Raw genomic sequence first — 25,491 nt, 5'->3', positions numbered from 1 at the left:
GCGCCATCTCGGCCTCTGCGGTCCTGGCTGCGCGCAACGTCTGTCCAATGCAGCAAGCATGGACATGTTCAGCGGAATGTGGTCAGGGCCTGCGGCGGCCACCGCTTAATGCCAGGCCACTATGCTGCAGCGGGGAAATGCCTGCGCCCTTGCCGCCGCGGTTGCCACCGCCCGAGCGATTGCCGCTATAGCTGTTGCGCTTGCGCTGTGCCATGCTGTCGACCGAGGTGCGCATCGGGTCGGGCTGGCGACCACCATCGCCACGGACTGCAGGCGCCAGCGAAATGCCGGTCTGCGTCACAAGATGTGCGTCGGCGCGTAAGATCGGATCCCGGCTGCGGGAGGCCTCGCCATCACCGCTGCCGCCATGTTTGCCGCGCCCGCCTGCCTGACGATTCTGCGGCTTGCCAGTACCACCGCTGCGTGCACCTTGCGGCTTGGCGCGCTGGCCATCACGCGCCTGCGGTCCATCGGTCTGCGCCGGATTGTCCGCACGGGGCGGGCGTGCGCCGCGGCCAGCGCGGAACCGGTTGCGACGCTTGAACGGCTTGCCGGCGTCCGCATGGCCTTCCGCCGAGGCGTCCATGGGGCGCTGGTCAGTCTCGCTCTCGCCATCATCCGTTTGTTCGGCAGCAGGGCGTCCACGATGGCCGGGCTTGGGGCCCTTCTTGGCGTTGACGCGCTCCATCATCTCCCGGCGTGCCGCCTTGGCCGCCGCCGCCATGACTTCACGGCTGGGCGGCTTGCCTGCGCCGCCCCACAAGGTCTGGCGACCCATGGCGATGGGCTCGGCGACCTCGCCCTCGGCGGGGCCGAACTCGGGCATGAGCTCCACCGGGATTTCCTGCTTGGTGAAGCGTTCGATCTCCATCATGAAGCCTTCCTCGTCCAGGCAGACGAGGTTCACGGCATGGCCCTCGTTGCCGGCTCGACCCGTGCGGCCAATGCGGTGCACGTAGTCCTCCGGGACATTGGGGATTTCATAGTTGACGACATGTGGCAGCTCGTCGATGTCGATGCCACGTGCGGCGATGTCGGTGGCCACCAGCACGCGCAGATCGCCGGACTTGAAGCGCGACAGCGCCTGGGTGCGTGCCGATTGGCTCTTGTTGCCATGCAGCGCCATCGCCGATACGCCGTTCTTGTTGAGGAACTCGGCAACATGGTTGGCACCGAACTTGGTGCGGGTGAACACCAGCACCTGGTTCCAGTTGCGTGAGGTGATGATGTGCAGCAATGCCGCCTTCTTCTGCTGGCGGCCAACCGGGCAGATCACCTGGCTGATGCGCTGGACGGTGGTATTGGGCGGTGTGACCTGGATGTGCTGGGGATTTTTCAGCAGGCCGTTGGCCAGCTGCTTGATCTCGTCGCTGAAGGTTGCGGAAAACAGCAGTGACTGCTTTTCCTCGGGCAGCACGGCCAGCACCTTGCGCACGTCATGGATAAAGCCCATGTCGAGCATGCGGTCGGCTTCGTCGAGCACCAGGTACTCCACATGGCTCAGGTCCACGTGGCCCTGTCCATGCAGGTCCAACAGGCGTCCCGGCGTGGCCACCAGAATGTCCACGCCCTTGGCGATGCGGTTGATCTGCGGGTTCATGCCGACACCGCCAAAGATGACGGTGGACTGCACGGAGATGTTCTTTGCGTAGGCGCGGATGTTCTCGTCGATCTGCGCGGCCAGCTCACGCGTAGGCGTGAGAATCAGTGCGCGGATGTGGCGAGGCCCCTCGGCGTGCTGCTCGCTCAGGCGCTGCAGCAGGGGCAGCGCAAACGCGGCGGTCTTGCCGGTTCCGGTCTGCGCGCCAGCCAGCAGGTCATGCCCTTGCAGGATAAAGGGAATGGACTGTTGCTGGATGGGGGTGGGCTGTGTGTAGCCCAGCTCTGTGACGGCCGCCACGATGTCGGCCGACAGGTTCAGGGATTCAAATGTCACGATGGTATGTGCGCACCGGGTGGTGCCGATTTCAAAGTTTCTGCCCACGGCGGTTGCAATGGCCGTTCAGTGCCGGGCGGTAAGCGTTGTTGATTAGAATTGTGCGGCGCTGACGCCGGTTGCAACGCTACGAAATCTCAGATTCCGGTTGACTGAAAACCGAAACTGAGTGCATTTTCGCATAAGTTTGCCCGCGCGTGCGTAATCTTTCTTCCTGTGGCGTTGCGGTGACGTTTTTCACGGCGGCAGCGGCAGGAACGCTTTCTCGTGTTGCAGCGGCAGCTGGCTGCGAACATGTCCTTGTTGTCGAACGGGAACTGCGCGAAGAAGGCGCTTGCCCACTATTTTTTTAATCGAGAGGTCTAGGGTAATCAATGGCTCAGTATGTGTATTCGATGAACCGCGTCAGTAAGACGGTTCCTCCCAAGCGGCAGATTCTCAAGGATATCTCGCTGAGCTTTTTCCCCGGCGCCAAGATTGGCGTGCTGGGTCTTAACGGTTCCGGCAAGTCCAGCCTGCTCAAGATCATGGCGGGTATCGACAAGGAAATCGAGGGTGAGGCCATTGCCATGCCAGGCCTCAAGATCGGTTACCTGCCTCAGGAGCCAGAGCTCAACCCGGAGCACACGGTGCGCGAGAGTGTCGAGGAGGCGATGGGGGAGGTGTTCGCTGCGCGCGAGGCGCTGGACAAGGTGTATGCCGCCTACGCCGAACCCGATGCAGACTTCGATGCGCTCGCGGCCGAGCAGGCGCGGCTGGAGGCCATCATTGCCACAGCCGGCACCGATTCCGAGCATCAGCTGGAAATTGCCGCTGACGCGCTGCGCCTGCCGCCCTGGGATGCGAAGATCGGCAACCTCTCTGGCGGAGAGAAGCGGCGCGTGGCGCTGTGCCGGCTGCTGCTGTCCAAGCCGGACATGCTGCTGCTGGATGAGCCGACCAACCACTTGGATGCCGAGAGCGTTGACTGGCTGGAGCAGTTCCTGCAGCGCTACCCCGGCACGGTGGTGGCCATCACCCACGACCGCTACTTTCTGGACAATGCCGCCGAGTGGATTCTGGAGCTCGATCGTGGGCATGGCATTCCCTACAAGGGGAACTACAGTGAATGGCTGTTGCAGAAACAGGCGCGGCTGGAGGCCGAGCAAAAGGGCGAGGAAGCTCGCGCCAAGGCCCTGAAGAAGGAGCTGGACTGGGTGCGCCAGAATGCCAAGGGGCGCCAGGCCAAGAGCAAGGCCCGCATCGCGCGCTTTGAGGAGCTGTCCGACTACGAATACCAGCGCCGCAACGAGACGCAGGAGATCTTCATTCCCGTGGCCGAGCGGCTGGGCACGCAGGTGATCGAATTCAAGAACGTCAGCAAGTCGTTCAACGACCGCCTGCTGATCGACAACCTGAGCTTCAATGTCCCGGCCGGAGCGATTGTCGGCATCATCGGGCCCAACGGTGCGGGCAAGTCGACGCTGTTCAAGCTGATCGCAGGCCGGGAACAGCCCGATTCCGGCGAGGTCGTTATCGGCTCGACCGTCAAGCTCGCCTATGTCGACCAGAGCCGTGACACGCTGGACAACGACAAGACCGTCTGGGAGGACATTTCCGGCGGACTGGACATCATCACTGTCGGCAAGTTCCAGATGGCCAGCCGCGCCTACGCGGGACGGTTCAACTTCAACGGCTCCGACCAGCAGAAGAAGGTGGGCAACCTCTCGGGCGGTGAGCGTGGGCGGTTACACTTGGCCAAGACCTTGCTCCAGGGGGGTAATGTGCTGCTGCTCGATGAGCCGTCCAACGATCTGGACGTCGAGACGCTTCGAGCGCTGGAAGATGCCTTGCTGGAATACGCCGGCACGGTGCTGGTGATCAGCCATGACCGTTGGTTCCTGGACCGCATCGCCACCCACATTCTGGCGGCGGAAGGCGACAGCCAGTGGGTGTTCTTTGACGGCAACTATCAAGAATATGAGGCCGACAAGCGCAAGCGCCTGGGAGAGGAGGCGGCGCAGCCGAAACGTATGCGTTTCAAGGCCTTGAAGTAACCTGTCCACGGCCAGCACACTGGCCGGGCGGGCATCAAGTCATTCTGCCGAGGCGAGAGAGAGAGCGCCAAAGCAGGCGACGTGCAACGCTTTGCTGTGACGCGCGTCGTGTTCGTCAGGCATGCCCGAGCACGTCTGGCGCAGGAGGAGCAGGGATGGATGATGCGGACAGCAATTGGCAGCACTTCCAGCAGGCGGTGGTGGCGGCGCTGCGCGAAGGTGGTGCGCTGGCGCGTCGCGCCCTGCGCGATACCGGCGTGCGACTGGCGCAGCGCCAGGATGTGGCAGTCGCAGCCGAGGCGACACCCGCGCAGCAGGCGCTGCGGATGCTTGACCAGCACCATGATGACTGGGTGCGTCGCTACCCCGCCTATTTGCTTGAGGCCTTTGCGGAGATGGTGGCTTTTGATCCCTGCACGCAGGATGACGGACTGGCTTCCGGACTTGGCGATTTTGGCTATAGTGAGGAGCTGTCGATCCAGGCCAAGTCGGAAATCATGCATGCATGCCGTACGCTGGAGGCCGCGGTGGAAAGGCCGCTGGCGCAGCTTGATGGCCTGATCAGCGGAGCGCGCGGGTATGCGTACAGCAGGCGCAGCCGCAATCCCCTGCGGCCTGATAACTATTTGCTGGCTGCGCAGCAGCTCGTGTACCAGTCGGCGACCGGTGTGGCAGAGGTCGTCAATGTGTTGTTTCTCAAGACGTTTGCGGCGGCATTGGCCCCGGCGCTGGTGCGCAGCTATGGATTCATCGTGCAGCAATTGTCGGAGGCGGGCGTTGCTGCTGTCCCCAAGCGTCAGACCGGCTTTGGTGGATTGACCACCGGATTCGGCCATATGGCATTGCTGGGCGCCGAGGCGGGCGTACAGGCCGAGCAGATTCTCACCCGTGATGCATTGTTGGTGGCGTTGGGAGCCGATGCGCCGGGCTATCGCATTGCCGAACCTGGTGCCGATGTTGCGCAACATGCCGGCGCACCTGCCGCGGCTCGGGCGCTAGCCCTGCCGCCTGCGACGGAAACCATCAGTCTGCAGACGCTGCTGGTGCGGACAGCCAAGGTCGTCGAAAAGGCCTCGCCGCTCAAAGAAGTGTTGGCCCTGATGCAGCCAGCATTGCGTCAGCTGGTGCAAAGTGATCCGGCATTCCTGCGGCAGGCGGCGCATCCTGCTCGTCAGTTTCTCGCGGCACTGGTTGACTGTGCGACGCGGGCCCAGACCCTGCCTGCGCCACAGGCCCAGGCCTTGATAGCGGGAATCAGGCAGGTGGTGCGCGATGTGGCAGGTGGCGACGCAGCGGATGTGCGACCTTTCGAGCAGGGGCTGACCCTGCTGCGTACCGCGTATGCGTCGTTTTCACCCTCCCCAGTCAGGGCGCGTGACACGATCGCGCCGGCAGACCTGCTGGCGGCCGTCACGGCGCATATTCATGCGGAACCTGCCTATGCGGCTGCCCATCCGCGGGTGCAGACGTTTGTGGCGGGCCCCTGGGCAAGGGTGGTCGCGAGGTCGCTGCTGCGGCATGCGCATGCCACGGAACACGCCTTTAACTCGGTGGATGCGCTGATTGCGGAGGATCCACAGGGCTATCTGCAGCTCGTACCGTTGTTGCTGCTCAGCGTGCAGGCTGGCAGCCTCGGGCAGGATGCGCAGCGGTTGCGAGCCATCAAGGCGATGCATGGCGTGATTGCAAAGGGACTGGCGGAGGCAGGCATCCCGCGTGGGAAGGTAGAGTCTGCGGTGAGCAAACTCAAGGAATTGCACCGCCAGGCGCTGCAGCAGGCAATGGCCGATGGGCGCGGCGGCACTGACGGTGTACAGGCTGCATCCTCGTTGGACGCAGGGCATCAGCCGGCACCGCTGCAAGTGCCGCATCTCACGGTCGATGTGACGGTGCCGGAAGGCCGGCAGGGTGGGGTGCAGCGATACACAGGCGATGCCTTGCCGAAGCTGGAGGTCGGGCGCTGGTACCTGCTGGGTGGCGCCGACATGCCGCAGCGAACCCAGCTGTCCTGGGCCAGCCCGGACAAATCCATGTTCATGTTCACATCCAGCGATGGTCAGAACCAGACGTTGACGCTTCGGCGCGTGCAGCAGCTCGTTAACAACGCGCAACTGAAATGCGTCGAATGACGCGATGGCGTCACAATGCGCACCACAAGATCATCAACACGCCATGCAGGACTTTCAGTCCGCCGGGTCTGCGGGCAGCGCAAGCTCGACCAGGACCGGCGCATGGTCACTGGGCTTTTGCCACTTGCGCGGCGCACGATCAATCCAGGCGCGGCGCAGGTGCGGGCGCAATGCCTCGCTGATGAGTACGTAGTCGATACGCAGGCCACGGTTTTTCTGAAAACCCAACATGCGGTAGTCCCACCATGAGAAGGTCTTGGGCGGCTGCTCGAAAGCACGAAATGCATCGGTCAGGCCCAGTTCGAGCAGCGCCTGGAAGGCGGCGCGTTCCTCGGGTGTGTGATGGATCGTGCCGCGCAGCCCTTCCGGATCCCAGGAGTCGGCATCACTGGCGGTGATGTTGAAATCGCCCATCAATACCAGCTGCGGATACTGCCGCAATTGCGCTGCCACGTAGCTTTGCAGCTGTGCAAGCCACTGCAGCTTGTAGGCAAACTTGTCGCTGCCCGGCGCCTGGCCGTTGACGAAATAGGCGTTGACCACGCGCACCGGCCCCAACGCAGTCGGAATGGTCGCGGCAATGACGCGCGCCTGCGGATCGTCAAAGCCCGGAATGTTGCGCACGACCTCCTCAAGCGGCATTTTGGCGGCAATGGCCACGCCGTTGTAGGTCGCCTGGCCATGGCTGGCACAGTAATAGTTCAGGCTGCGGAATGCCTCGTGCGGAAAGCGCTCGTCGACCAACTTCAGCTCCTGCATGCCCAGCACATCTACCGGCACCTCTTCCAGCCATCGCTGCACCTGCTGTAGACGGACGTTGAGTGAGTTCACATTCCAGCTGGCAAGGGTCAATGGCATGGGGCAAGGACGGTCAATCGATGATGTGGTGGCCTGCAGTATAGCCAGCGGACACGACGGAAAAGGGGTTTACACCGCTCCGGCACGCTCGGGCCGTTGTGGGTTTTCATCCACGCACATGATGTCGCCTCCCAAAATGTAACACCGTGAAAATCACGCAAGAACGTGATGGAAGTCGTTGGAGTGGCTTGGGTTACGAAAAATTAAAACTCGCTGATGTGGAAGCCATTCGTACTTTTTATTACATTTCTGCGCACACACGCTGTTGACGTCAGACGGCGGGGGGCCAGAATTGCGTCCATCCGAGGGCTGGTGTATCCGGCCCTGCTGTTGTATGCAGGTCGATGTCGGGAAGCTCAGTTGCAGCGATTCCGGGTCGTAGCGCCATCGCAGATGTCTGTCGGCGCATCTGTCCGTGTCTCATTGGATGGGCACGGTCGATCCTGTATTGAATTACCGGTGCTCCTGCTGGAGGCCGGTCCGTCGTGCCGCGGTTTGACCCCTGTCAAGGCGACGCGCGCTGCATTCACCAACGTTGTTGCCTTTTCGAGGGTGGCGTATGCCCGCTCGGGATACATCGCTTCCCGTCATGAATAGACCTGTGGCTAGTTGGTGAGGCCATATGTTGGAGAGTCCTGAATATGTCCCTGATGAAGTATGCCGGTCAGGTGGTCCGGGTTGTGACTGCTGGCGTGCATCGCACCGCCACACAGTTGCTGGTCATGATTGGTGTGGTAGTGGTGGGGTTTGCCATGGTGGCAGTGACCTATCCGGGGATGGTGAGCGCTGCCGAGCAGTGGCTGTATGAGCAGTTGCACTCACGCAAGATTGCTGCGCTGGAGATGGAGGTGGATCCGCAGGCGGTCGACCGCGTCAGCGCGGTCGATCTGTTGGACCTGCCCATTGAACAGGCCGCGGTGGCCTACTGGCTTGGGCGCAAATACCGAGTTGCCGCAGAGCCCATGGGTGCGCTGGTTGCCCAGGCCTATGACGTGGGGGCGCAGCGTGGGCTCGACCCCAAGCTGATTCTTGCGGTGGCGGCCATTGAGTCGCGCTTTAATCCTTATGCGCAAAGCCCTGTGGGGGCGCAAGGCCTGATGCAAGTTATGACGCGGGTACATGCCGACAAGTTCTCGCATTTCGGCGGGCCGTTGGCGGCGTTGGATCCGACCACCAACATGCAGGTTGGCAGCCTGATTCTGGAAGACTGCATTGAGCGCTTTGGCGACGTCCAGCGCGGCTTGGTGTGCTACGTCGGTGCGGCTAATCTGCCCAGCGACGGCGGCTATGCCAAGAAGGTGCTGGCTGAGTATGCTCGCATCCAGCGGGCGGCCGAGAACGCCAAGGACGTCCTGCCCGATGAGTTTCTGGTCGCACATGCGGCGCGCGAGCGCCTGCGCGCGACGCAGGACGGCGCCAACGCGGTGGCGCGCCTCGTGACCCAGGAAGGGGAGTTGCAGGCTGCGGCTGCTATCCCGCGCAACGTGCACTGAATTCCCACTGCCAGCGTTGGCCCTTGCGGTGTACGGATGTCCTAGTCTCGCCCTCGTCGGAGAGCGTGTTGTATAGACAAATCATTGGGTGCTTTTGCGCACAGTGGCCGCGACATGCTCAAGCACAAGCGGCCCAATGAGGCTGCCATCTCCTATCTTCGTTAAAATGTCCTGCTTGGCTGAGCGTGCAGCAGGTGCATTCGGTCGGCATCGCGTCAGAGAGGCAGCTTGGGGATGACACCCCGGCAGGGCCTGCGTGATGCAAAAAGCGGCTGCCATCGCGATGGCAGCCTTTGTTGTTGTCAAGGATAGTTCACACCATGTTTCAACGTGATTTGCTGGTTGACCAGGTCGACCCCGAGCTGTTTGCAGCCATTGAGAAGGAAAACCAGCGGCAGGAAGACCACATCGAGCTGATTGCCAGCGAAAACTACGCGTCTCCGGCAGTGATGTGGGCGCAAGGTACGCAGCTGACCAACAAGTATGCGGAGGGCTATCCTGGCAAGCGCTACTACGGTGGCTGCGAGTTCGTCGACATCGTCGAGGAGCTGGCCATCAACCGCGTGAAGAAGCTGTTTGGCGCCGAGGCGGCCAACGTGCAGCCGCACTGCGGGGCATCGGCCAACCAGGCGGTGTTCCTGGCCTTTTTGCAGCCGGGCGACACCATCATGGGCCTGAGCCTGGCCGAAGGCGGTCACCTCACGCATGGTATGCCGCTGAACATGAGCGGCAAGTGGTTCAACGTCGTCTCCTATGGCCTCAATGCGGAAGAGGAGATCGACTATGACGAGATGGAGCGCCTCGCGCTTGAGCACAAGCCCAAGCTCATCATTGCCGGCGCGTCGGCGTATAGCCTGCGCATTGACTTCGAACGGTTCGCCAAGGTGGCGCGCGCAGTGGATGCAATCTTCATGGTCGACATGGCGCACTACGCTGGGCTGGTGGCCGCAGGCCTGTACCCCAACCCGGTGCCCCATGCGGACGTGGTGACCTCCACCACGCACAAAAGCCTGCGCGGCCCGCGCGGCGGGATCATCCTGTGCAAGAAAGAGTATGAGAAGGCCATCAACAGCGCCGTGTTCCCGGGGCTGCAGGGCGGCCCGCTAATGCATGTCATCGCGGCCAAGGCGGTGGCATTCCAGGAAGCCCTGCAGCCATCGTTCAAGGTGTACCAGCAGCAGGTATTGACCAACGCCAACATCATGGCGAACGTGCTGGCCGAGCGCGATCTGCGCATCGTCAGCGGCCGCACGCAGAGCCACCTGGCGCTGGTGGACCTGCGCGCCAAGAACATCACCGGCAAGGACGCCGAACGCGCACTGGGCGAGGCCAATATCACGGTCAACAAGAATGCCATTCCGAACGATCCGGAAAAGCCTATGGTCACGAGCGGGATTCGTATCGGTACTCCCGCCATCACCTCGCGTGGCTTCAAGGAGGAAGAGGCATTCCGTACAGCCAATCTGGTGGCCGATGTGCTGGACAACCCCAACGACGCTGGCCATCTTGCCAAGATCCGCGAGAAGGTGCATGAGCTCACCAGCGCCTTCCCGGTTTACGGCTGATTTTCGTGCTATGCCATGCATGCATCGTACGTCTGATGATGCCGTGGCATTCGCAGTGAAGACCGCGCCAGTTGGCGCGGTTTTTTCGTCCATTTGCAGCGCACGCGCATTTTTTTGCCATGAAATGTCCCTTCTGCGGCCATGAAACCTCCCAGGTTGTGGAGACGCGCCTGTCCGACGATGACACTTCGATCCGGCGCAGGCGCCGGTGTGGGGGGTGCGGGCGACGCTTCACGACCTATGAGCGTGCCGAGCTGGCGATGCCGATGGTGGTCAAAAGTGACGGCAGGCGGGTCGAGTTTGATGCGCGCAAGTTGCGCGAATCCATTACTGTGGCGTTGCGCAAGCGCCCGGTCAAGACGCAGGACGTGGATGATGCGCTGGCACGTATCGCCATCGATTTGCGTGCCTCGGGAGCCCGCGAAGTGGAGTCGCGCCGCATTGGAGAAGCGGTGATGCGCGAGCTACGCCAGCTCGATCAGGTCGCCTTCATCCGTTATGGCAGTGTCTATCGCAGCGTTGGCGATCTCGATGCCTTCAAGCGCCTGATCGAACAGGCCGCCGGCAAGGACGGCAACGGGCGAGGCTGACCGCACCAGTCCGCGTTAGTCCGCGCAGATTCTCATTGACTGGTAACGCAACGCTCGAAGACGGCAATGCTTTCGACGTGCGCGGTATGGGGAAACATGTTCACCACGCCCGCTGCCGTGCAGCGATAGCCCGCCTGGTGCACCAGCAGGCCAGCATCGCGCGCCAGTGTGGCCGGGTTACAGCTGACGTAGACGATACGCGTTGGCGGCTGCCAGCTCGTGTTATCCGCAAATGCGGGCACGCGTTCGTCTTCAGCGGAGTCGGTTGCTGTATCGTTGCCAACTGCAGCAGCAGGCTTGCCAGCGGCCAGGCGGGCCTGGTGGATGTCAGCCAGTGCCTTGCTCAGCGCAAAGGCACCTTCGCGAGGCGGATCGACCAGCCACTTGTCGGCCTGACCATCGGCTTGCAGCAGCGCTGGCGTCATCTCGAACAGGTTGCGTGCAACAAAGCGTGTTGGAGCCAGGGGCGGCTCGCCGCGCTGCGTGCGCGCGAGGCTGTTGGCGCGCCAGTTGTCGGTGGCGCGCTCGACCAGCGCATCGCTGCCCTCGATGCCCAGCACCTCGCGGGCGCATGTGGCGAGCGGCAGACTGAAATTGCCCAATCCGCAGAACCAGTCGATGACGCGCTCGTGCGACTGCACCTGCAATAAACGCAGCGCCCGCGCCACCAACACACGGTTGATGTAGGGATTGACCTGCGTGAAGTCCGTGGGTTTGAACGGCATGCGCAGGCCGAATTCAGGCATGTTGTAGCTGAGCGCGCGCTCCGGCTGCGGCGCATCAAGCGGGTGCACGGTGTCGGGCCCCTTGGGCTGCAGCCACCATTGCACATGCGGGTGCTCCCGCGCGAATGTCCGCAGCTGCGCGATGTCAGCATCGCTCAGCGGCTGCAGATGGCGCAGTACCAATGCGGTCACTGCGTCACCGCAGGCGACCTCGATTTGCGGGCAGCTCTCGCGCGCCTGCAGGCTGGCGATCAGCGCACGCAGCGGCAGGAGCAAGTCGCTCACCCGCTCAGGCAGGATGGGGCAGACTTGCATGTCGGCGATGTAGCGGCTCTTGCGCTCATGAAAGCCCACCAGCACCACGCCTTTCTTGGCCACGTAACGCACTGACAGCCTGGCGCGCCAGCGGTAGCCCCAGTCCGGCCCCTGAATGGGCCGCAGGATGCGCTCGGCGCGCACCTTGCCGAGATGCCACAGGTTATCCTCCAGCACGCGCTGTTTGACAGCCAGCTGTGCCATGGGATTGAGGTGCTGCATTTTGCAGCCTCCGCATGCACCCTGATGCAGGCCAAAGTGCGGGCAATGCGGCTGCACACGCTGGGACGACTCGTGCAGTACCGCATCCAGCGTGGCCTTTTCCCAGTTGTTCTTGCGCCGTGTGGTTGTGGCCGTAACGACTTCGCCCGCCAGCGCCCCTTCGACGAAGACGACCTTGCCGTCGCTGCGGTGCGCCACGCCTTGCGCCTCCATGTCGAGCGCATCGATCAGCAGCGCGTTGGCAGGGTAACTGGCAAGATCAGCCGGCCGTTCAGCGGCAGGCTGGGAGTCGGTCAGGGCATTTTCTGGCATGGCGCTTCGTGGGGCAGACGGGATTGGGGGCGTCATTGTAGTGGGGCGTGTTCGTTGGGGAGAAGCCGGACAGCTTTGAAGTGCGACGCATCAGGTTGGCGTACATTGCGCGAATGCACGCACACCGCTAAACACCTGAAGCTCCATGAATGCCGTTTTTCTTGCCATCGTTCTCATTGCGCTTGCCGCCGCAGGCTGGCGTCAGTTGCTCTGGCAAGGGCCACCAGCGGGCCAGGCGGATGCAGCGCTGGCCAGTCCGATGGAACAGCTTTCCGCTGGCATGGTCGCTTCAGCAACGGGTGCCGTGGAACTGGCCATAGGCCTGGTTGGCGTGATGGCGCTGTTTCTGGGCCTGATGAAGGTGGCGGAGCAGGGGGGCATGCTGGTGATCATCGCCAAGCTGATTCGCCCGTTGATGGTGCGGCTGTTTCCTCAGGTGCCGGCCAACCATCCAGCCATGGGCGCGATGATCCTGAATATGTCTGCCAACGCCCTGGGGTTGGGCAATGCCGCTACACCGTTTGGCATCCGGGCCATGCAGGCGCTGGATGCGCTGAATCCGCGGCCGGGCACTGCCACCAACGCCATGGCGATGTTTCTGGCCATCAATACCTCGGGCATTACGCTGCTGCCAGCCAAGGTGATTGCCATTCGCGCTTCTGCAGGGTCGATGGATCCGGCTGGCATCCTGCCCACGACACTGTTTGCCACCATTACTTCCACGGTAGCCGCTGTCGCAGCCGTCTTGCTGCTGCAGCGCTACTTTCCAGTGGGGCAGTCGACCGCGCAGGAACTGGCGCTGCCGCGGCCGTGGGTGGAGCCATTCATGGCGCCAGATGGAGCAGCTTCGCCGAACGCAGAAGCAGGCGAGGGCGGCGAAGCGTACCCGCTGTGGGTGAGCGTGACCGCACTGGCATGTCTGGTGCTGGCCGTTCCCGCCACCATCTGGTGGGGGCGGACAATTTCGCCGTGGATCGTGCCGCTGATGATGGCCGGATTTCTGCTTTTTGGATGGTGGCGCGGGGTGCGGGTGTATGAAGCGTTTGTGGAAGGCGCCAAGGATGGGTTCGACGTGGCCCTGCGCATCCTGCCGTATCTGGTGGCAATTCTGGTGGCGGTGGGCATGCTGCGCAGCAGCGGGGCGCTGGATGTGATCGTCGGAGCACTCGCGATGTTTACCGCGCCGCTGGGTCTGCCGGCAGAGGCTTTGCCGATGGCACTGCTGCGCCCCCTGTCCGGGTCGGGAGCCTACGGGGTGATGTCGGCAATCCTTACCGACCCGGCGATCGGACCGGACAGTTATGTCGGCTACCTCGTTTCGACCATCATGGGCTCTTCCGAGACGACTTTCTACGTGCTGGCCGTCTACTTCGGTGCAGTACAGGTGCGGCGCATCCGCCATACGCTGATTGCCGCCCTGATCGCGGATGTGGTGGCCGTCATCGCATCGGTAGCCATTTGCCGCTATCTTTTTGCGACGTAGGGACGCCGGGGGCACAGCCCCAGCGGCGAGGATCAGGCTCCTCGCAACTGCTTGTCATCTGGCCAACGGGCGTTGGATGTCGATGGCGCTGTTGACGATTTGCAGGGCGCGGAGGGGAACCCCCCAATGTTGCCGATAAGCCTGCAATTGTCGCAGTCTTCGCGATCAGCCCCCACCGGCTATGCTCGGCGTGCCAGTCCGAGCGTCCCGGATCAGGGCCATCGCTTGATGCTGGCGGTCTCTGCGCTGAGGAAAAGCATGCCTTACAGACTGACCATCACGGGCGATGGCATCCGGCCAGGAGAGTTGGATGCTGCACGCCGTACCTATATCGAGACACTGCGCACCCGGCTTGGCGATGATGCCGCCATTGCGCGACATTTCAGGGCGTGGGAAAGATGTGCCGTGGCGCTCTATGACGGTGCCTCCCGCTCACCGGCCGATGAGGCAGATGCCAAGGCGTACCTGGCCGCAACACGTGAAGCGGAATTCGCTGCCGCTGAATGTATGCCTGATGCGGTGTTCCTGAATTTTGATTTTGAAGTCTGCTGAGCTTGGTGCAAAAGCACCATTGCGCGCTGTTGACGGTGCGGGCGGAGCGCTAGGCCTGATGCTGCGCCAGCATTTGCTGCGTGCGTTGCGAAAGCGCAGGCGTAAAGGCCAGTAGTACCAGCGCGCCAATGATGGCGGATGCTGCAAATGCCTGCAGCACAGCCTGTGGGCCCAGACCAGCTGCCAGAATGAAGCCACCCAGCGCAGGCGCGATCACGGCCCCCAGCCGCCCTAGCCCCAGCGTGATGCCGATGGCTGCGGCGCGGTAATGTACGGGAAAGGCATCGGCCACCAGCGCATTGACGAGATTCTGTGCGCTGATGGCACTCATGCCCAGCACGGCGATGGCGGCAAACAGCGCGGCGCCGGATAGCTGGCGTGATGCGACGGCCAGGAGACAGGCCGCGGCCAGCGCGCTGGCGGCAATGGCGATTGGCCGGGTGCCCAGTCGCATTGCAATGCCGGCGGTGCACAGTGAGCCCGCGATGGCGCCAATGTTGAGCGTGAACATCATCTGCATTGCGCCGCTGAAGGGCACGTCGAACTCGCGCATCAACTGCGTCAGCCATACCGCCACGCCGTACCACGTCAGCAGATCCGCCAGAGTTGCCGCGGCGCCCAGTGCCAGTACAGCAGCGGCAGGCCCGCGCAGAATGCGCCGCCAATCGCCCGCAACCACGGTTGCTGGGCCAGACGAAGGTACCTCACGCTCGATACGGCCTACCAGTGGCGCCATGACCACCAGTACCCCTGTGCCAAGCAGCCCTGCTGCAATGAACAGCGGTCGCCAGCCCCAGTGTGGAATGATCTGGTGCGAGACCACTGCCGCCAGCATGCCGCCCAGTGGAATGCCTGCCATGACGATGCTGATGGCCAGCGCGCCATGGCGGTGGCTGCTGTGTTTGCGCGCGAATGAAAGACCGGCTGGCAGAACCACCCCAAGGCCCAGCCCAGCGAGCAGGCGCAGAGCGCCGATGTGCCACCCCGCGCCAGCCCAGGCAATCAGCGCCGTCGCGACCGTGAAGAAGGCAAAGCCCAGGCCGATGGCACGGGACAGGCCAAGCGACTGCGTGATGCGTCCAGCCAGTACGCCACCGACCAGCATGCCAAGAAAAATCATGCTGCCGATGCTGCCGGCCTGGGCGCGGTCGATGCCCAGCGTCGCGTCAGTCAGCAAAGAGGGGATGGCATTGCTATAGATCAGTAAATCAAAGCCTTCGACCAGCATGATGACGGTGCAAAGGGCAATCACCGACCAGCGTGTCGGCGTCGCGTCCCGACAGGGTGCTGCACGCGTGGCAAGGGCATCAGAGGACATGAATTGGAGGTTATTCTTGAGAATAATTCTCAATTATAGCGCTGGCATCCGCTGCCCAGAACACTTTCGCGTGGTGGTGCTCCGACTGGCCTGCCGAACACGCGGCAGGTACATGATCGTGAACGGACTGTCAGGGACCGGTAATGCGATGCTCGCCTGCCTGATGCACGGGCCGTAACAAGCGAGCCAGGGGTGTGCGATCAAGTTCCCGCATGAAGGCATCAAGCGCCTGTGCCAGCGTGTGCTGCAAGCCGCATTGGTCTGCATAACGGCATGTGCCCGTAGCGTGTGTGGTGGCGGGCGCTTGCGGGCGCAGCGGCTCGAAACAGACGACCAGTGCAAGATCTTCCTCCATTGCCCGAACGACGTCTCCGGCCGTGCTGTGCCACGCTTTCTCGGCCAGCCGAATGCCGCCATGTTTGCCACGGACGGTTTCGATGAAGCCGTGCTGCCCCAGTTCATGCACGACCTTGACAAGGTGATTCCTGGAAATGCCATGGTAGCTGGCCACCTCCGCAATGGACACCAGTGTCTGTTGCCGGCCCAGATACAGCAGGGTGCGAAAGGCGAAGTCGGTCTTGAGCGTAAGTTTCATCGGGGCGGGCTGCAGCGTCCGGCACAGCTGATCATCAATGATCGCAGAAGTCCGGCCACTTGACAGTGAATTAATTTTCAGTAAATACTGAAATATCAAAAAGATTCATATAAAATACATCTTAAGGATGCTGCATTGCAACCTTGTGATCGTTGGCAGCGGCGGTGGGCCGCACCGGATAGCGATCTGTCTCAACCCTACGCAGTAAAGGAAATGCTATGAGCAACACCCTCGACAAAGACCGCCTGTTGGCCGCACTGGAGAACGTGGCCGTGATCTCGACGACCGACCTGCAGGGTGTCATCACCTACGCCAACGATCTGTTCTGCAAGCTCACGGGTTTTAGCCGTGAGGAGCTGCTGGGCCAGCCTCACAGCATCGTGCGTCACCCCGCAGTGCCCAAGGCGGTCTACAAGGACATGTGGGACACCATCAAGGCGGGCAAGATCTGGACGGGGATCGTGCCGAACCTGGGCAAGGGCGGCGTGCTGTATGTCGTGGATACCACGGTGCAGCCGCTGTATGACGCCAATGGCCAAATTGACTCCTACATCAGCATCCGCCGTGTCGTTAACGATTTGATGGATAACTTCGACGCGGTCGAGTTCGCCAAGGAGCAGTACGACGCGTATTACGACAAGTGAGCGGGGCGGGGCGCTTCGCTACAGACTTGTTTGCAACGACTACGGATAGTGTCATGGATACCAGCGTCCGACATCGTATTCTGATCGGCTATGGCTCCGAATCCGGTAACGCCCGGGCGCTGGCACAGCGCCTAGCGAGCGAGCCGGCTTTGGTGCCATTTGCACCACGAGTGCTCCCGCTCAATGACGTTTCCACCGAGGCTTTGCAGGGACAGCAGCCTTTGGTGATCATCTCCAGCTCATTCGGCGACGGCGAGCCGCCTGGCAATGCCGAGCGCTTCCTTGCGCAGATATGCCAGACCGATTCGCTGGCGGGGCTGCGGTATGCGATCTTCGGGCTCGGCGATACCGGCTATCCGCAATTTTGCGGCTTCACCCGTCAGCTTGACGAACTGCTGCAGCAGCGTCAGGCAAGTCCATTGATTAACCGAGTTGACGCTGATGCGTGCTACCCAGAGTTTTTTCAGCAATGGCTAACGGTACTTGACCGCGTGCTGCAGGGCGATGCGCAGGCGGGACAGGAGTTGATGCTGCGTGTGAAAGCTTATGGAGCGGATAACGCGTTTGCCGCACCGATTTTGGAGCGTAAGAGGCTCAACAGCAGCGAGCCGGGCGCATTTCACGTGCGTCTCGACTGCAGGGACAGCGGAATGGTTTGGCGCGCGGGCGACGCGCTGTATGTGCTGCCGGAAAACGAGCCGGCTGTATTGGCGAGGCTGGCCAACTGGTGGCAGCTGCCGGAGGATTCGCCGCAACTGGAGCCACTGCGCCACAAGGAACTGCGGCAGCTCAGCAAGCCTGTGCTGCGGGAATTGGCGCGCCTGAGCGGTAGCGAACCACTCAAGGCCATGCTCAAGATCAGCCAGAAGAAGCTGCTGGACGATTACCTCTGGGGGGCAGATTTGCTGGACGTACTGCAGGACTTCTGCCAGCCTGAGTGTGTGACGCCGGAGGCGCTGCAAGCGCTGTTGTCGCCGGCCTTGCCGCGTGCGTACTCCATTGCTTCACATGGGCAGGCCGGTCACATCGATCTGTGCATTCGTGAAGTCGCCTATGCGCGAGGCGGACGCAGGCGGCGTGGTATGGCCACGAACTGGCTTCTGCAGCATCAAGGGCCAGTACAGGTGTACTGCCGCTCCAATCCTGGGTTCCATCTTGTCAAAGATACCAGCGTGCCGCTGATTCTGATCGGCACTGGCACCGGCATTGCGCCGCTGATGGGGTTGTTGCGCGAGATGCAGGCCAGTGGCCAGCAGCGCAAGACTTGTCTGATCTTTGGCGAGAAGTCGGCTGACCGGGATTTCCTGTTCAAGCAAGAGCTGCATATGCTTCAGGATGAAGGCGTGCTGGGCCGATTGATTACGGCATTCTCGCGTGACTGTGAAGAGAAGTACTATGTGCAACACGCCATTGCTGAGCACGCAGATCATCTGCGTGGTTTGCTACAGGAAGGTGCACATCTTTATATTTGCGGCAACAAGCGTCATCTTCAGGATGCCGTAGCGGGGGCGATCGATAAGGTCCTGGGCAGAGCCAGCACGCAGGCGCAGCAGCCAGAGGAAAGGCCTTGGCAAACTCTGCAGCAGCAGGGCCGTGTGCATCTGGAACTGTACTGAAAGCACATGGAAACAACATATCACTCTGAGCCTGCTTTTTTGTGCACGGAAGATGAGATCGCGGCGCTCGTGCACGGCTTTTATGCCCGTGTGCGGGCTGATGAGGTGCTGGGTCCTATTTTTGATGCACACATTGATGATTGGGACCGCCACCTGGCGTTGCTGTGCGACTTCTGGTCAAGCATGCTGCTGCGCACCGGGCGTTTCAGCGGTGCCCCTATGCCCAAGCATGCGGCGCTGCCCGATTTGAGTGCTGATTTGTTCCGGCGCTGGCTAGCACTGTTTGCCGACACTGCCAACGCGCAACCTAATCAGAGGATGGCACGTCAAGCCGTGGCCATGGCAGAGCGCATTGCGCAAAGCTTGTGGATGGGTTGGCAGATGCATCGCAACCCCAGCGGCATCGCCAGTCCGTTGCGGGTGACCGCGGAGGGCGTGTCAAGTGAGTGAGTTGCTACAGATCGCCGAGCCGCCACTGCGGCGGCCAGCGCCGCCGCAGTGGCGGGCTTTTCTGGAACTGGGTTTTCGTCCTTTGTACTTGCTGGGCTGCGGTTGGGCAGCTTTATCTGTGGGTATCTGGGTTTTTGCGCCGCAATGGCTAGTTGCCACCATGGCTGGTGTGATCTGGCACGCGCATGAAATGCTGTGGGGGTTTATTGCAACGATTGCGGTCGGCTTCCTGCTGACTGCCGCTGCAACATGGACTGGCAGCAACCCTATGCAAGGCAGGTCGTTGGCCGCACTGGTGCTGCTTTGGCTGATGGCCAGGCTGGGGTTTTTGTTGCCGGGAACGCTTGCGTTTGCAATTGGCGCTGCTAGTGAACTGTTATTTTTCCTGAGCGCAGCTGTGGCCTTGGCACGCGTCATCCACATATCACGTAGCGTGCGCAACTACGGTGTGGCTCCGCTACTGGTGGCGCTTGCAGTGACCGATGCAGCCTATTTGTGGGCCAGCTGGAGGGGAGACTATTTGCTGCTGATGCATTGGTTGCATATCGGCATGCTGTGTATGGCACTGGTGGCGGTGCTGGTGTCCCGTCGCGTGATTCCGTTCTTTGCCAGCCGCGCCATTGCGGGCCTGAAGATTCCCATGCATGTCAGCACGGGACGCGTCCAGTTGGTCTCCGGCTTCGTGGCAGTCATTGCGCTGCTGATGCAGTGGCAGCATCTTGCAGCACTGGCGCTGTCTGTTACCGGCGCCCTCGCACTGTGGCAGACGCTGGCGTGGAAGCCGTGGCGTGTTGCTTCCGTACCCTTGTTGTGGATTCTGTATCTTGGCTATGCTGGATTAGGCACAGGCCTTTTGCTGGCCGCGGCGCAGCGGATGGAATGGGTCTTCTGGGCGGCCTGGCCGGCGCACGTGATTGGCATGGCCGGTTTTTCGGTGCTGATTATCGGCATGGTCACACGCACTGCGCTTGGTCACTTGGGGCGGCCATTGCGCACTGACCGTTTGATGGTTGCGATCTATCTGCTTGTGTTGTTGGCAGGGGCTTGCCGGTTGCTGGCGCTATGGCTGGTCACGTTGTCCGGGCCGTGGCAGGTTGGTTTGCTGCATGCGTCGGCAGGCGTATGGGTACTCGCGTTCGGGCTGTATCTGTGGCGCTTTGCTCCAATGTTGATTCGCCCGCGCATTGACCGTCCCGCGGGGCAGGCGGTGCCGGTTTCGATACAACCGGCTAGGCGAGCGGGCTGAGGCGCGCGGACACGACCGAAATCCACCATGCACTACGGATTACTGCTACTGCTGCATCTCCTGGGGGCCATCGTGTTTGCAGGCACCGTGTTCTTCGAGGTCGTGATGCTGGAAGGTATCCGCCGTCATGTGCCCAGGGTAGCCATGCTGCAGGTTGAGAGGGCGCTGGGCAATCGCGCCGTGCGCATCATGCCCTGGGCGTTGCTCGTGCTCTACAGCGCTGGTCTTGGCATGGCGTGGCAGCATCGCGCAGTGCTGGCCCAGCCGTGGCAGAGCAGCTTCGGCATCTTACTCACGCTCAAGATCGCGCTGGCGTTGAGCGTATTCGCCCACTTCGTCACCGCCATGGTATGGCGTCGGCGCGGAGTCATGACTGGCTCACGCTCTCGACGTATTCATTACAGCGTGTTTGCGCATGTGCTGATGATTGTTGTCCTCGCCAAGGCGATGATTTACTGAGGGTGGTAATCGCGCCTGCACGCAGGGCTGGCGACGTTAGTGCGATGGCATGGGGTTGCCAACTGTGTTTGGCGTCGCTTTGGTTCTTTTCCTGCGGCGATTCGCGAGTCAGAATTCGGGCTGCACGGCAGCAAATTGTGCCTGGTGGCAAAACACGCCGAGAATCCACCAAAACACCCAAGGTAGCTCAGACGAGCGTTGGCGTGAGGGACTATCTGGTTTGTGGGTTCTAGACTGTACGATGCACAGGCGGGGTATTCTTATGCGTGAATCCGCCTCATGGCGCCTTTTGCTGGACTGGGTGGTGTGGTCAGGCGCCAGTGTGATGCGCTGCCTCGTCAATGTAGCTTGCGTAGGGGCTAACGCGGTGTCACAAGTCCGCCAATTTGTGCGCCATCCACTGTCCTTTTTGCGCGGCGCACCAGGACGGCGCAGCTGCCTTTTCAAACGCAATGGCAACGCATCGCATGTTTTATATGGTGCCCGATGCGTCTGGAATACTGCCCGCGGCGAACTGGCTTCGCCGATTCATCCCATGCAGTCAGTGCGCAGGCCTCTGTATGAGGTAACTGCTGCCATGCCGCTAGCAGAAAAAACGCTGGAGTCAGGTCAAGTCAGCCTGCTGAAATGCTGCGGCCATTGCGAGTTTTTCAACGCATAGCGCATTCTTCGCGGGAGAGTTGGCGTCTGATGACTGCCTGGCCGATGCAACGTGGTGGCGGCTAACCCTTTGGTTGCGATTGAAGCGCATCGCGTGTGGCAGGGATCCGGCATCCGGTAGCGGGCACCGATAGCAGGAAATGCAGCGCGTGTTTCGGCTCGCGGTGTCATATACCTTGCCACGACTCGGTCGCTGTGTCTAGTCACTTTGCCTGTGTTCGGTTGGTCTGACGGGCAATTGGCAGGGTCAGGCGGCAGGTCTACGCTCACGAACGTTCTCTACGACAGTTCGTGAAAGCGTTTCATGGCTCAACAAGAAGTCCGTGCCATTCGGCACTCAGCTACGGCGGTGCTGATTTCCAGCACTTTTGCATTTACCGTTTGCTTTGCGGTTTGGATGGTGTTTGCCGTGCTTGGCATTCCGATCAAGAACCAACTGGGTCTTTCCGAGACGCAGTTCGGCCTGCTCGCGGCGATGCCGGTGCTTTCCGGCTCGCTGGTGCGTGTGCCGCTGGGAATCTGGACGGACCGTTACGGCGGACGCATCGTGTTTTTCCTGGTGTTGCTGCTGTCAGTCGTGCCGGTTTGGTTGCTTGCCTACGCCACTGCGTACTGGCATTTCCTGGTGCTCGGTCTGTGCCTTGGTCTAGTGGGCGGCTCCTTCTCGGTCGGCACGCCGTATGTGGCACGCTGGTTTCCGAAGGAACGCCAGGGGCTGGCCATGGGGATTTTCGGTGCTGGCAACTCCGGCTCAGCGCTGACCAAGTTCATCGCCCCGACGTTGATCACTGCGGCAGGCGGTGCGTGGGTGATCGTGCCCAAGGTGTATGCGGTTGCGCTGCTGGTTACCGCCATCGTGTTCTGGTTGTTCTCTGCCAGTGATCCACGCCATCTGGTGTCCGCCCATGTCAGTTTCGGCGAACAGATGGCACTGCTCAAGGATCCGCGTGTGCTGCGCTATTGCCAGTATTACTCCGTGGTATTTGGCGGTTACGTCGCGCTGGCGCTATGGATAACCAAGTACTTCATCGGCGAATATGGTTTCAGCATGGAGCTGGCGGCGCTGTTGGCAGCCTGCTTTTCGCTGCCGGGCGGCGTATTGCGAGCCGTAGGTGGATGGATTTCCGACCGCTATGGTGCTTACCAGACGACCTGGTGGGTGATGTGGGTGTGCTGGGTGTGCTTTTTCATCCTGAGCTATCCGCAGACGGCGCTGACCGTGCAAACCGTCAGTGGTCCCTGGCAGTTTCATATTGGTCTGAACGCATGGATGTTCACAGCACTGCTGTTTGTTGTTGGCATTGCAATGGCAGTGGGCAAGGCCTCAGTCTTTAAGTTCATTGCCGACGACTTTCCGGACAACATCGGTGCCGTCTCCGGCATCGTGGGGCTCGCTGGCGGGTTGGGAGGCTTCTTTTTGCCGATTCTCTTTGGTGCGCTGCTGGATCTGACCGGTGTGCGCTCGAGCTGCTTCATGTTGCTCTATGGAACGGTGTGCATATCGCTGATCTTCATGCACTTCAGCTTCCAATCCCCCTCCAGGGTCGCCGCGCGCGCCGGCGACGCTCCAGTCGTACTTTCTCACAAGGACTATTAATGACCCCCTTTGTTCTTACCCGCTGGGAGCCGGAAAACTCCCAGTTCTGGCAGCAAACAGGGCGCAGCATCGCGTGGCGCAACCTGCTGATTTCCATTCCGGCTCTGATGCTCTCATTTGCCATCTGGATGCTCTGGAGCGTCGTTGTTGTCAATCTCAACAAGGCTGGCTTTAATCTGTCCAAGGACCAAATGTTCTGGCTGACGGCACTGCCTGCGCTCTCCGGCGCCACGCTACGTGTGTTCTATTCCTTTCTGGTGCCGGTATTCGGTGGGCGGCGCTGGACAGCCATCTCCACGGCCTTGCTCCTGATTCCGGCGGTCGGAATGGGTTTTGCACTTGGCGATCCACAAACCGGCTATCCGACGTTGCTGATTTTGGCACTGTTGTGCGGACTTGGCGGTGGCAATTTCAGCTCCAGTATGGCCAACATCAGCTTCTTCTTTCCGAAAGCGGAAAAAGGTCTGGCTACCGGATTGAATGCCGGCATTGGCAACCTTGGGGTGTCTCTGACGCAGTTCGTGGTGCCGCTGGTGATTGGTGTTGCCTTGTTCGGCAGCTGGGGTGGGGCACCTTACCAGGCCGAAGGCGCACCGCCTATCTGGCTGCAGAACGCTGGCTTCGTTTGGGTGATTCCGATTGTTGTGCTGACGGTGCTCGCATGGTTTGGCATGAACGACATTGCAGACGCCAAGGCATCCTTTGCAGATCAGGCCGTGATCTTCAAGCGCAAGCACAACTGGCTGATGTGTTGGCTCTACGTTGGCACATTTGGATCTTTCATAGGCTTCTCGGCAGGTTTTGCGATGCTGACCATGGCGTTGTTTCCGAACGTCAATCCGCTGACCTATGCTTTTCTGGGGCCGTTGGTGGGTTCATTGACGCGTCCGTTTGGCGGGATTGTCTCCGATAAGCTTGGTGGTGCCCGTGTCACCCTCTGGACCTTCATAGGCATGGTGCTAGCGGTGCTAGCGTTGCTCGTGTTTCTTCCTCGTGAAGGCCGTGACGGCAACTTCATGGGATTTCTCGCCGTATTTATTGCCATGTTCGCACTGACAGGCATAGGTAACGGTTCCACCTTCCGCATGATTCCGGTGATATTTCTGACCGAGCGTACCCGTGCGGCCTTTGGGAGAGGCGATGCAGCCCAAAAACAGGCGGTTGTTGAAGCCAGTCGTGAATCAGCCGCTGTGTTGGGTTTTACCGGTGCCATCGGTGCCTATGGCGGGTTCTTCATTCCGCGCAGTTTTGGCACATCTATTGAGTTAACAGGGGGGGTGCAGGCGGCACTGTACGGCTTTATCGTGTTCTACCTCTCGTGCGTGCTGGTGACTTGGTGGTACTATGCGCGCCGCAATGCACCCGTGCCGTGCTAAGGAGCTGAGAATGGCGGAATGCGCTCGCTTGCATTCCGCTGCCATTACAGCGTGTGTCGCTCCTGATTATCTGTCCCCTGGAAGAGAGTGATGCAGCTGCGCGCTGGCACCCGAATGATCATTCAGCCGAGCGTTGTTATTCGCCATTTTCCCCTCATGGGGGAAGCTCTTCGTGCAAAAATTTATAAGAGTGGCATTAACTGGTTGCAATTGATTCCAATAGTTCAGGAAGCCATTCTGGCTTGAACGCTTCAGGCGCTGTGCTGCGCATATCACTCAATGACCACCATTTCCAATCTTGGATGGTGGTTTTTTCTTCATCTGTCCATTGTTCTTTTGTGATTTCAGGGGTGGATTCACATTTGACAAGAAAATATTTCTCCTCCCATTGAGCCGGGGTAGAGCGAGCTACTGCATAAATGGCCGTTCTTTCCTTCAGAAGAGGGCCGATCTTTTGCACGAGCCCTGTTTCCTCCCATAGCTCCCGCTGCGCGGCGTCCAGATAGCTTTCTCCGTGCTTCAACTCTCCTCCCACTGTGGCCCAAAACGGACCCTCGTGTTCATCGCGGTATCTGAAAAGAAGCAGCCGATTTTTGTTGTCAATAATAATTAGTCTGGAAGATTTTCTAATTTGGCTGTGCATGATCATTCTCGAGGGTTCTTGATACTTGCAGTGTTTTTTTTGTGTTTTGAAAATTGGCTGATGGGGTGCTTGTTGTCGTGCGCTTTGCGAAGAAACGGGATTTGATTAAAAATATATCCTGAAATGTTGATAATCTCCGCTTTTGATTGGATGTCTGTGATCTTTGACGTGGAAACAGTTCTGCGACTGGCGCTGTTGCGCAATTGCCCCACTGAGCGCAGCTACCCCTTTCCCCAGTCTGCTCAGGACACACGTATCGTGTGTGGCGTGCCCAAGCGCGTGAACTGGTTCAGGATCGCCGCGCGCACCTGAAGCTCCGTCACCTGGCGGTCGAAATCTCGGGCCATGACCCGCTCGCCCAGCAACTTGAAGCAACCCATCTTGGTTTCCACCAGGCTGCGCCGGTGGTAACCACTCCATTTCTTCCAGATCGTCCGGCCCAGGTGCCGGGTTGATCGCAAGGTTTCGTTGCGAGCCTCGACGCCCGCGCTGCTGCCTTTCCAGGTCTGCGCATTCTTGCGGGTCGGGATCACGGCGGCGGCTCCGCGTGCCGCAATCGCGGCATGACAGGCCTTGGTGTCATAGGCACCATCGCCGCTCACCGTCGCCACGGCTTCAGTCGCCGGGATCTGCGTCAGCAGCTCAGGCAGCATCGGCGCGTCGCCGATGCG

Annotated in this window: 21 protein-coding genes and 1 pseudogene; 15 read left to right on the top strand and 7 right to left on the bottom strand. The window is 60.8% G+C overall.

What is annotated here, in order from left to right; translation table 11 throughout:
- Window positions 1-82: 82 nt before the first annotated feature.
- Entirely contained in the window at window positions 83-1,936 is a 1,854-nt protein-coding gene (locus tag AAV94_RS02515) for a DEAD/DEAH box helicase (protein ID WP_046740841.1), read from the bottom strand.
- A gap of 374 nt (window positions 1,937-2,310) precedes the next feature.
- On the opposite strand from AAV94_RS02515, the gene ettA reads away from it, so the two are divergent.
- Window positions 2,311-3,972, top strand: a complete 1,662-nt coding sequence (ettA, locus tag AAV94_RS02510) for an energy-dependent translational throttle protein EttA (RefSeq protein WP_046740758.1) — start codon at window positions 2,311-2,313, stop codon at window positions 3,970-3,972.
- 155 nt (window positions 3,973-4,127) lie between these two features.
- Window positions 4,128-6,101, top strand: a complete 1,974-nt coding sequence (locus tag AAV94_RS02505; protein ID WP_046740757.1) for a DUF1631 family protein — start codon at window positions 4,128-4,130, stop codon at window positions 6,099-6,101.
- A 54-nt stretch (window positions 6,102-6,155) separates the two neighbouring features.
- Here AAV94_RS02505 and xth read toward each other — a convergent pair whose 3' ends face one another.
- Window positions 6,156-6,953: an exodeoxyribonuclease III gene (gene xth / locus AAV94_RS02500; protein WP_046740840.1), complete on the bottom strand. Its 798-nt coding sequence runs from the start codon at window positions 6,951-6,953 to the stop codon at window positions 6,156-6,158.
- 647 nt (window positions 6,954-7,600) lie between these two features.
- On the opposite strand from xth, the gene AAV94_RS02495 reads away from it, so the two are divergent.
- From AAV94_RS02495 to nrdR, 3 genes are all read left to right on the top strand, one after another.
- Window positions 7,601-8,452: a transglycosylase SLT domain-containing protein gene (locus AAV94_RS02495; RefSeq protein WP_052754876.1), complete on the top strand. Its 852-nt coding sequence runs from the start codon at window positions 7,601-7,603 to the stop codon at window positions 8,450-8,452.
- A gap of 320 nt (window positions 8,453-8,772) precedes the next feature.
- Window positions 8,773-10,017, top strand: coding sequence for a serine hydroxymethyltransferase (glyA, locus tag AAV94_RS02490; protein WP_046740756.1), 1,245 nt, complete (start codon window positions 8,773-8,775; stop codon window positions 10,015-10,017).
- Window positions 10,018-10,136: 119 nt separating this feature from the next.
- Window positions 10,137-10,607 (top strand): transcriptional regulator NrdR, encoded by a 471-nt coding sequence (gene nrdR / locus AAV94_RS02485; RefSeq protein WP_046740755.1) that lies wholly within the window; start codon window positions 10,137-10,139, stop codon window positions 10,605-10,607.
- A 32-nt stretch (window positions 10,608-10,639) separates the two neighbouring features.
- On the opposite strand, the gene rlmD is transcribed toward nrdR, so the two are convergent.
- Window positions 10,640-12,181, bottom strand: coding sequence for a 23S rRNA (uracil(1939)-C(5))-methyltransferase RlmD (gene rlmD / locus AAV94_RS02480; RefSeq protein ID WP_052754875.1), 1,542 nt, complete (start codon window positions 12,179-12,181; stop codon window positions 10,640-10,642).
- Between the two features lie 145 nt (window positions 12,182-12,326).
- Here rlmD and AAV94_RS02475 point away from each other — a divergent pair, with 145 nt between their 5' ends.
- Window positions 12,327-13,664, top strand: a complete 1,338-nt coding sequence (locus AAV94_RS02475) for a nucleoside recognition domain-containing protein (protein WP_046740753.1) — start codon at window positions 12,327-12,329, stop codon at window positions 13,662-13,664.
- 228 nt (window positions 13,665-13,892) lie between these two features.
- Window positions 13,893-14,216 (top strand): hypothetical protein, encoded by a 324-nt coding sequence (locus tag AAV94_RS02470; protein ID WP_156167930.1) that lies wholly within the window; start codon window positions 13,893-13,895, stop codon window positions 14,214-14,216.
- A gap of 49 nt (window positions 14,217-14,265) precedes the next feature.
- On the opposite strand, the gene AAV94_RS02465 is transcribed toward AAV94_RS02470, so the two are convergent.
- Window positions 14,266-15,534 (bottom strand): MFS transporter, encoded by a 1,269-nt coding sequence (locus AAV94_RS02465; RefSeq protein ID WP_084824691.1) that lies wholly within the window; start codon window positions 15,532-15,534, stop codon window positions 14,266-14,268.
- A gap of 130 nt (window positions 15,535-15,664) precedes the next feature.
- Window positions 15,665-16,129 carry an RrF2 family transcriptional regulator gene (locus AAV94_RS02460; protein ID WP_046740750.1) on the bottom strand — a complete coding sequence of 155 codons (465 nt, stop codon included), beginning with the start codon at window positions 16,127-16,129 and terminating at the stop codon, window positions 15,665-15,667.
- 218 nt (window positions 16,130-16,347) lie between these two features.
- On the opposite strand from AAV94_RS02460, the gene AAV94_RS02455 reads away from it, so the two are divergent.
- The 8 genes from AAV94_RS02455 to AAV94_RS02425 all read left to right on the top strand — a co-directional run bounded on the left by AAV94_RS02455 (window position 16,348) and on the right by AAV94_RS02425 (window position 24,177).
- Window positions 16,348-16,773 (top strand): PAS domain-containing protein, encoded by a 426-nt coding sequence (locus AAV94_RS02455; RefSeq protein ID WP_046740749.1) that lies wholly within the window; start codon window positions 16,348-16,350, stop codon window positions 16,771-16,773.
- A gap of 53 nt (window positions 16,774-16,826) precedes the next feature.
- Entirely contained in the window at window positions 16,827-18,389 is a 1,563-nt protein-coding gene (locus AAV94_RS02450) for a flavodoxin domain-containing protein (protein WP_046740748.1), read from the top strand.
- A gap of 6 nt (window positions 18,390-18,395) precedes the next feature.
- Window positions 18,396-18,839, top strand: a complete 444-nt coding sequence (locus AAV94_RS02445; RefSeq protein WP_046740747.1) for a group III truncated hemoglobin — start codon at window positions 18,396-18,398, stop codon at window positions 18,837-18,839.
- Complete coding sequence (locus AAV94_RS02440; protein WP_046740746.1) at window positions 18,832-20,085, top strand: NnrS family protein; 1,254 nt, start codon at window positions 18,832-18,834, stop codon at window positions 20,083-20,085. The genes AAV94_RS02445 and AAV94_RS02440 overlap by 8 nt, the downstream gene beginning before the upstream one ends.
- A 27-nt stretch (window positions 20,086-20,112) precedes the next feature.
- Window positions 20,113-20,544, top strand: a complete 432-nt coding sequence (locus AAV94_RS02435; protein WP_046740745.1) for a CopD family copper resistance protein — start codon at window positions 20,113-20,115, stop codon at window positions 20,542-20,544.
- Window positions 20,545-20,806: 262 nt separating this feature from the next.
- Entirely contained in the window at window positions 20,807-21,205 is a 399-nt protein-coding gene (locus AAV94_RS14805; protein WP_156167927.1) for a hypothetical protein, read from the top strand.
- Between the two features lie 303 nt (window positions 21,206-21,508).
- Window positions 21,509-22,801, top strand: coding sequence for an MFS transporter (locus AAV94_RS02430; RefSeq protein ID WP_046740744.1), 1,293 nt, complete (start codon window positions 21,509-21,511; stop codon window positions 22,799-22,801).
- Entirely contained in the window at window positions 22,801-24,177 is a 1,377-nt protein-coding gene (locus tag AAV94_RS02425; RefSeq protein WP_046740743.1) for a NarK family nitrate/nitrite MFS transporter, read from the top strand. Before AAV94_RS02430 ends, AAV94_RS02425 begins: the two co-directional genes overlap by 1 nt.
- A gap of 196 nt (window positions 24,178-24,373) precedes the next feature.
- On the opposite strand, the gene AAV94_RS02420 is transcribed toward AAV94_RS02425, so the two are convergent.
- On the bottom strand, window positions 24,374-24,820 hold the full coding sequence (locus AAV94_RS02420; RefSeq protein ID WP_046740838.1) for an NUDIX hydrolase: 447 nt from the start codon (window positions 24,818-24,820) through the stop codon (window positions 24,374-24,376).
- Window positions 24,821-25,062: 242 nt separating this feature from the next.
- Window positions 25,063-25,491, bottom strand: a pseudogene (locus AAV94_RS02415) (IS5-like element ISPa35 family transposase); the annotation flags it as partial.

It is taken from the genome of Lampropedia cohaerens, from assembly GCF_001005215.1.
Classification (GTDB): domain Bacteria; phylum Pseudomonadota; class Gammaproteobacteria; order Burkholderiales; family Burkholderiaceae_C; genus Lampropedia; species Lampropedia cohaerens.
Note: the sequence above shows the minus strand (reverse complement) of the source record. Positions and strands in the feature narration are given on the sequence as shown.

Excerpts from the sequence above, each read along its gene's own strand:
- ettA (WP_046740758.1), top strand. The coding sequence starts at position 2,311 with ATGGCTCAGTATGTGTATTCGATGAACCGCGTCAGTAAGACGGTTCCT.
- AAV94_RS02505 (WP_046740757.1), top strand. The coding sequence starts at position 4,128 with ATGGATGATGCGGACAGCAATTGGCAGCACTTCCAGCAGGCGGTGGTG.
- AAV94_RS02495 (WP_052754876.1), top strand. The coding sequence starts at position 7,601 with ATGTCCCTGATGAAGTATGCCGGTCAGGTGGTCCGGGTTGTGACTGCT.
- glyA (WP_046740756.1), top strand. The coding sequence starts at position 8,773 with ATGTTTCAACGTGATTTGCTGGTTGACCAGGTCGACCCCGAGCTGTTT.
- nrdR (WP_046740755.1), top strand. The coding sequence starts at position 10,137 with ATGAAATGTCCCTTCTGCGGCCATGAAACCTCCCAGGTTGTGGAGACG.
- rlmD (WP_052754875.1), bottom strand. The coding sequence starts at position 12,181 with ATGCCAGAAAATGCCCTGACCGACTCCCAGCCTGCCGCTGAACGGCCG.
- AAV94_RS02475 (WP_046740753.1), top strand. The coding sequence starts at position 12,327 with ATGAATGCCGTTTTTCTTGCCATCGTTCTCATTGCGCTTGCCGCCGCA.
- AAV94_RS02470 (WP_156167930.1), top strand. The coding sequence starts at position 13,893 with ATGCTGGCGGTCTCTGCGCTGAGGAAAAGCATGCCTTACAGACTGACC.
- AAV94_RS02465 (WP_084824691.1), bottom strand. The coding sequence starts at position 15,534 with ATGTCCTCTGATGCCCTTGCCACGCGTGCAGCACCCTGTCGGGACGCG.
- AAV94_RS02460 (WP_046740750.1), bottom strand. The coding sequence starts at position 16,129 with ATGAAACTTACGCTCAAGACCGACTTCGCCTTTCGCACCCTGCTGTAT.
- AAV94_RS02455 (WP_046740749.1), top strand. The coding sequence starts at position 16,348 with ATGAGCAACACCCTCGACAAAGACCGCCTGTTGGCCGCACTGGAGAAC.
- AAV94_RS02450 (WP_046740748.1), top strand. The coding sequence starts at position 16,827 with ATGGATACCAGCGTCCGACATCGTATTCTGATCGGCTATGGCTCCGAA.
- AAV94_RS02445 (WP_046740747.1), top strand. The coding sequence starts at position 18,396 with ATGGAAACAACATATCACTCTGAGCCTGCTTTTTTGTGCACGGAAGAT.
- AAV94_RS02435 (WP_046740745.1), top strand. The coding sequence starts at position 20,113 with ATGCACTACGGATTACTGCTACTGCTGCATCTCCTGGGGGCCATCGTG.
- AAV94_RS14805 (WP_156167927.1), top strand. The coding sequence starts at position 20,807 with ATGCGTGAATCCGCCTCATGGCGCCTTTTGCTGGACTGGGTGGTGTGG.
- AAV94_RS02430 (WP_046740744.1), top strand. The coding sequence starts at position 21,509 with ATGGCTCAACAAGAAGTCCGTGCCATTCGGCACTCAGCTACGGCGGTG.
- AAV94_RS02425 (WP_046740743.1), top strand. The coding sequence starts at position 22,801 with ATGACCCCCTTTGTTCTTACCCGCTGGGAGCCGGAAAACTCCCAGTTC.
- AAV94_RS02420 (WP_046740838.1), bottom strand. The coding sequence starts at position 24,820 with ATGCACAGCCAAATTAGAAAATCTTCCAGACTAATTATTATTGACAAC.